The sequence below is a fragment of the Xenorhabdus thuongxuanensis genome (assembly GCF_001908095.1).
Classification (GTDB): domain Bacteria; phylum Pseudomonadota; class Gammaproteobacteria; order Enterobacterales; family Enterobacteriaceae; genus Xenorhabdus; species Xenorhabdus thuongxuanensis.
Genome location: NZ_MKGR01000055.1, coordinates 1 through 4,893 on the forward strand (window position 1 = coordinate 1; position 4,893 = coordinate 4,893).

At 48.7% G+C, this 4,893-nt stretch carries 4 protein-coding genes; all 4 read right to left on the minus strand.

Annotation, left to right across the window (positions count from 1 at the left end; translation table 11 throughout):
* Positions 1-76: 76 nt before the first annotated feature.
* Positions 77-703 carry a recombinase family protein gene (locus tag Xentx_RS17705; RefSeq protein ID WP_074021817.1) on the minus strand — a complete coding sequence of 209 codons (627 nt, stop codon included), beginning with the start codon at positions 701-703 and terminating at the stop codon, positions 77-79.
* A 61-nt stretch (positions 704-764) separates the two neighbouring features.
* Entirely contained in the window at positions 765-1,982 is a 1,218-nt protein-coding gene (locus Xentx_RS17710) for a TniQ family protein (RefSeq protein ID WP_074021818.1), read from the minus strand.
* A complete protein-coding gene (locus Xentx_RS17715; RefSeq protein WP_074021819.1) occupies positions 1,979-2,887 on the minus strand; it encodes a TniB family NTP-binding protein in 909 nt (302 codons plus the stop codon). Before Xentx_RS17715 ends, Xentx_RS17710 begins: the two co-directional genes overlap by 4 nt.
* Before the next feature lie 2 nt (positions 2,888-2,889).
* Positions 2,890-4,566 (minus strand): Mu transposase C-terminal domain-containing protein, encoded by a 1,677-nt coding sequence (locus Xentx_RS17720; RefSeq protein WP_074021820.1) that lies wholly within the window; start codon positions 4,564-4,566, stop codon positions 2,890-2,892.
* Between the last annotated feature and the right edge of the window lie 327 nt (positions 4,567-4,893).

Here is a 4,893-nt window from a genome sequence, read left to right on the forward strand (position 1 = left end):
TGTCATTTTCAGAAGGCGACTGCACAGAATGTCAAAAGTCGACTGCACTTAATTGTTGAAGTAGGATATTGAAGATTCAAGCGTTGACATTATGGGGTGAAAGCAGTTTCACCCCATCTGGGCGTAATTGGCCTTTCGGTGATACATGCCGGTATAATGTCTGCCGGGTAATATTCAGTTCCTTGCACAGATCGCTTACTTTGGTTTCCGGTTGCCCCATAGCAGCCATCGCCAAGCGTAATTTGGCCGCCGTCATCTTGAATGGACGCCCACCTTTTTTGCCACGTGCTCGTGCTGATGCCAATCCAGCCAGAGTACGCTCTGAGATCAGTTCACGTTCAAACTCAGCCAACGCTGCGAAAATACCAAAAACCAGCTTGCCGGCGGCTGTTGTGGTATCGATAGCAGCACCATGCCCGGTCAATACCTTGAGACCAACACCGCGATCGTTCAGGTCGTGTACTGTATTGATTAAGTGACGCAAATCGCGCCCGAGTCGGTCAAGTTTCCACACGACCAGCGTATCGCCTGATCGCAATGCTTTCAGGCAGTTTTCCAGACCGGGACGATCTTCGCGTTTGCCGGATGCGTGGTCTTCATAAAGATAAGTGGGATTAATACCGGCAGCAGTCAGCGCATCACGTTGTAAGTCTGTCGCTTGAGAGCCATCGGCTTTTGATACCCTGATATAACCAATTAACATATCATTACCTGTCATTTATACGGTCGATTAAGTGACATAATGAATGACAAAATGCGGGATGTCAAAAGTTGTCATTTAATCCGTCATTTATTCTAAGGTATGCAAAGGGTTTATCAGGGTTAAAATGTGACACAAACTCAAGAGGAATACCCAGTTCAGCAAACAAGGTACGCAATTTGTCCAGAGACTTAGGATCACGACGACCATAGGAAGCTATAGTGAATAGTGAACGAGCCGTATTTGAATTGTGCCGTGCTTCAGCAACCGTTTCATTAATAGCCTTAACGGCATCTTCCCAACAATTGGTGTTTTTTTTATTTTTCTTATTCGCTAGCAGGTCATTAGTGAAACCGGTTTGTGGCTCAGGTGAAAATAGTTCTGCCTGCTCACCAGGCGGGTTCAGAGTATTCGATTCGAGCAGTTCGATTGCCGTAGCCGTTGCTTCCAGCATTTGCAACTGGAGTCCGGAATTCAGAAACTCATAGGGCCGCCACAGACTTTGCCCCGCACGTGGTAAATAACCACAGCGTTTCCAAATATAGCGAATATTTTCAGCGTCAGTCCCACATTGCGAAAGTGGAGTATTGAGTTCATCCAATAAAGTGCGCAGCAATCGAAACCATAAACCTGCATGAATGCGCCGTCGTGGCAGTTCCACATATCCCATCGTTAGCGCCTGCCAGGTATGCGTGTCCATCGCCGAAATTGCATTACTGGCTTTGCGAGGTGCGGTATCCGTATTCTCCCAGTGGAGAAAATATCCCGGCATCCCCCGATAAGATTCCAGCCAGCATCCATGAAATGGGCAGCTCAGCATGAGGGGTAGCGTCCACATGAGTTGCATAGTTTGCTGTTTCGAGTCGTTTAGACAGCATGGGCAAGCGCGCTGGATAAATTGGCCGGATAACCAAGCACGCCAGTTCGTGAGTAATCTTGTTTTTCGCCTGCGTTTAGGCAGTAATACCGAAAACTGAAATACGTAAGTTTCCAACGCTGAAGGAATTAAATCGTCGAGGCTATCCAACAACCACGGTACCCAACCGGCAAAATTCATAGAGTGCAGTCGCTCTAACTCGACACCACTTCGAAGTGAGAGCGCTGTTAATAACGAACGTGGTGGCGCTATATCTAGATCATCGACTTGATCGTGTCCAAGGTCGTGTTCCAGTAGTTCATGAACGCTCATCTGGTAACAGGTAGCAATCCGATGAAGCCACGAAGATAAAGATTCACCTTCTACTGGAGTTGGATGCAATGGCCAGCGTGGTGCTGGTTTCATATCAATTCCCTCTCAAATTGGCGTCGTCGCTCGCTGGGACCATTATAATCTGCCATGCTGAGTGTACGATGATTGATAGCTTCTTCACCAATTTCTACAGCCGCGATAGCAGCCGACATTAGCAAGCGTGCCAGTTCACCGATTGTCCCCTCGCATCGGGTAAGCAGATAACGTGCCATGTTTGGTGTAGCAATCGGTGATTGTCGCTTCAACGGAAACGCAGCGGCAAAACTAGCCAGTAATGAACAACAGTCATCGTTGACCTCCCACAGAGGTAACATCATCGGCTCGAATCGATTTTCCAATTGATCGTCTGAACGGATCGCTAAATAGGCATCGTGTGTCCCAACACCTACCAACGGAATACGGAGTTCGTTACCAAGAAAACGTAACAAATTGAGAAATTCTCGCCGATTGACGCTGTTACCTGCCAAAACGTTGTGCAGTTCGTCTATCACTAATAATCTAACGCCGACCTTACGTAGCAATGTCAGTGCCAGTTGTTCCATTTCGGGTAGTCGGGGACGCGGCCGTAATGGTGCACCCATTGCAGCGAGCAGCGCGACGTAAAAGCGGATCACCGAGGGTTCACTCGGCATCTGCACAACCAGTACTGGAATATACTCTTGATTGTCGTCATAACTGGCTGGGTGTGCACGCCGGAACTTTTCGATGATCATCGACTTACCGTTGTTGGTTGGGCCAACCAGTAGCAAATTAGGCATGCGTTGCTTATTCGGCCAAGTGTACAGAGTTTCTAATCGTCTCAATGCATCAAGCGCTCGTGGATAACCTATCCAGCGATCAGTGCGGATACGCTGAATACGTTCAGTTGCGGGTAATTGAGCCAATCCTTGTACTGCTGGCAGCAGATGGGATAAATCGATAATGGGATATTCGTCCACAGCTACCACTCCTCTATTTGATCGAATGGCTTGGCCAGAGGCTGATTTTCTGCCTGTTGATCCGTTATCTCTATTTTGGGTAAAACGGGTTTATTGGGTGGTAGTGGTACCTGAAGATGCTGGCGTCGTTCTGTATCACGGCGGGTTTTGCGTGTCACTTTTTGTGCTGTAGTGACAATCTCACGCATTTGCTTAATCATGCGAAACAACATCGATTCATCCACCTGCTTCCGCCCGAGTTGGCGGAGATTTGTCAACGCCTGCCGCTGCTCCCATAGGGTAATGGCTGGGTGGGATAAGGCACGGTAGGGGATTTCCAGATAATGCTGTCCCTCGGGTTCCAATACCCAAATACGGCTGATATCGCGTGGGTCACGCCGGAGCAGAAATGCAGGAAAATTTTCACGTCGGGCAATCCAGGGCTTGAGTACGTCGGCGTAGTAATGAATGTGGTCAATAACAAAGCCGGTACGTGTCAGAATACGGCGGAACACTGGAAGAAAATCAACGAGAAAGGCAGTAGTGTGTGTGACAACAGCGGGAACGCCTATTCGCTCCACGGTTTCAGCCCAGCATGCTGCCGGAGGTTGAAGTATACCACGGTGTATCGAGTCGTGATAGGCACCGATCGCCAGAGCAAACCAGCGCTCCAGTTCAGACAATGTCAGAGAGGCTAACTTATCGGCAGCATATTCCCCACGTTGTTTGGGGTTGGAGAAGGTGGTTCCCGGCAATTCATTATGAACCATTTGCATTGTTGTACCGATAATTCGTTCTACGATGCCGCCATAATGCGGTTGCCCGGGAGGACGATAATCCAATCGGATGCCGTGCTGTTCGCAGCCCCGGCGCAGAGCTTCGCTTTTAAATTCAGCTGCATTGTCGAGATAGAGTTGCCTGGGTTTACCACTCATCGGCCAGTCCATTTCTATATCCAGCCTTTCCAGCCAGGGGCGCTTATCACAAACGATGTGGGCGAGACAAAGTCCGACAGAAACAACAGACGGCGCTTCCAGGGTGATCACCATGCCAAGCACGCAACGCGTGAATACATCAATAGCGAGGGTAAGGTATGGGCGGCCAATCGGTTGCCGATCACAAGTATCAACAACGATTAAGTCAATGACAGTGTGGTCAATTTGTACCTGTTCCAGTGGTACCGTTACGGCGGGAGGTAAACCTCCAGCACCTTGTCGATCCCGTGCTGCATCTTGGCCTTCTCGGTAATGTATTGTTTTGACTGGATCAAGGTCAGCTACCCGCAGTGCCACCGTATTGCGCGTTGGGGCGGGCAAATTTTGCTTTTTACAGGCCTGTGCAATCTCTCGACAAAGTGCAGCCAGACTGCACTTTTGCTTCGTCAAAAATCGCTTTTTCAGTAAATCATGAATAATATTTTCGACTGACTCTGGCAGGCGTTTTTTGCCTTTACCGCCGTTAGATTGACCCGGAGCCAGATCTGTCACAAGGCCAGAACCTTGCCGGGCTTGGCTAATCAGAACATATACCTGCCGCCGGGATAAACCCAATGTCTGAGCAGCAGCATCAGCGGCTTGATGGCCGACCGTATTAAGCGCTGCCAGAGGTTCAATGATTTCATTTCTGCGCCGGGCCTCTTGCCATACCCTGTCAGGTAAGGTCATCACGCCTCGTTCGGTAATTTGTGGTGTGTCTAACATGCTCACACCTCACATTAGTGCATACAAGTACCGAGTATAATCGTGTTTAATGCGGACGTCTTCTGAAATAATGGCTGAATAACAAGCAAAAAATGGCGGGTGCTCGAAAGCAAGAAGCGTGTTAACACTGTCGTCTCCAACGCGAGAACTCCGTTTTTTGATATTTCGTGCAGTTGATTACTGCAAATTACATATTTCGGTGCACACGAGTACTGAGCATAATTACGTTTAGTGCAGCCGACTTCTGACATTATTTTATCAGAAGTCATATGCACACAGGGCTCTAAACCCTATCAATTGGTGCAGTCGCCTTCTGAAAATGACACA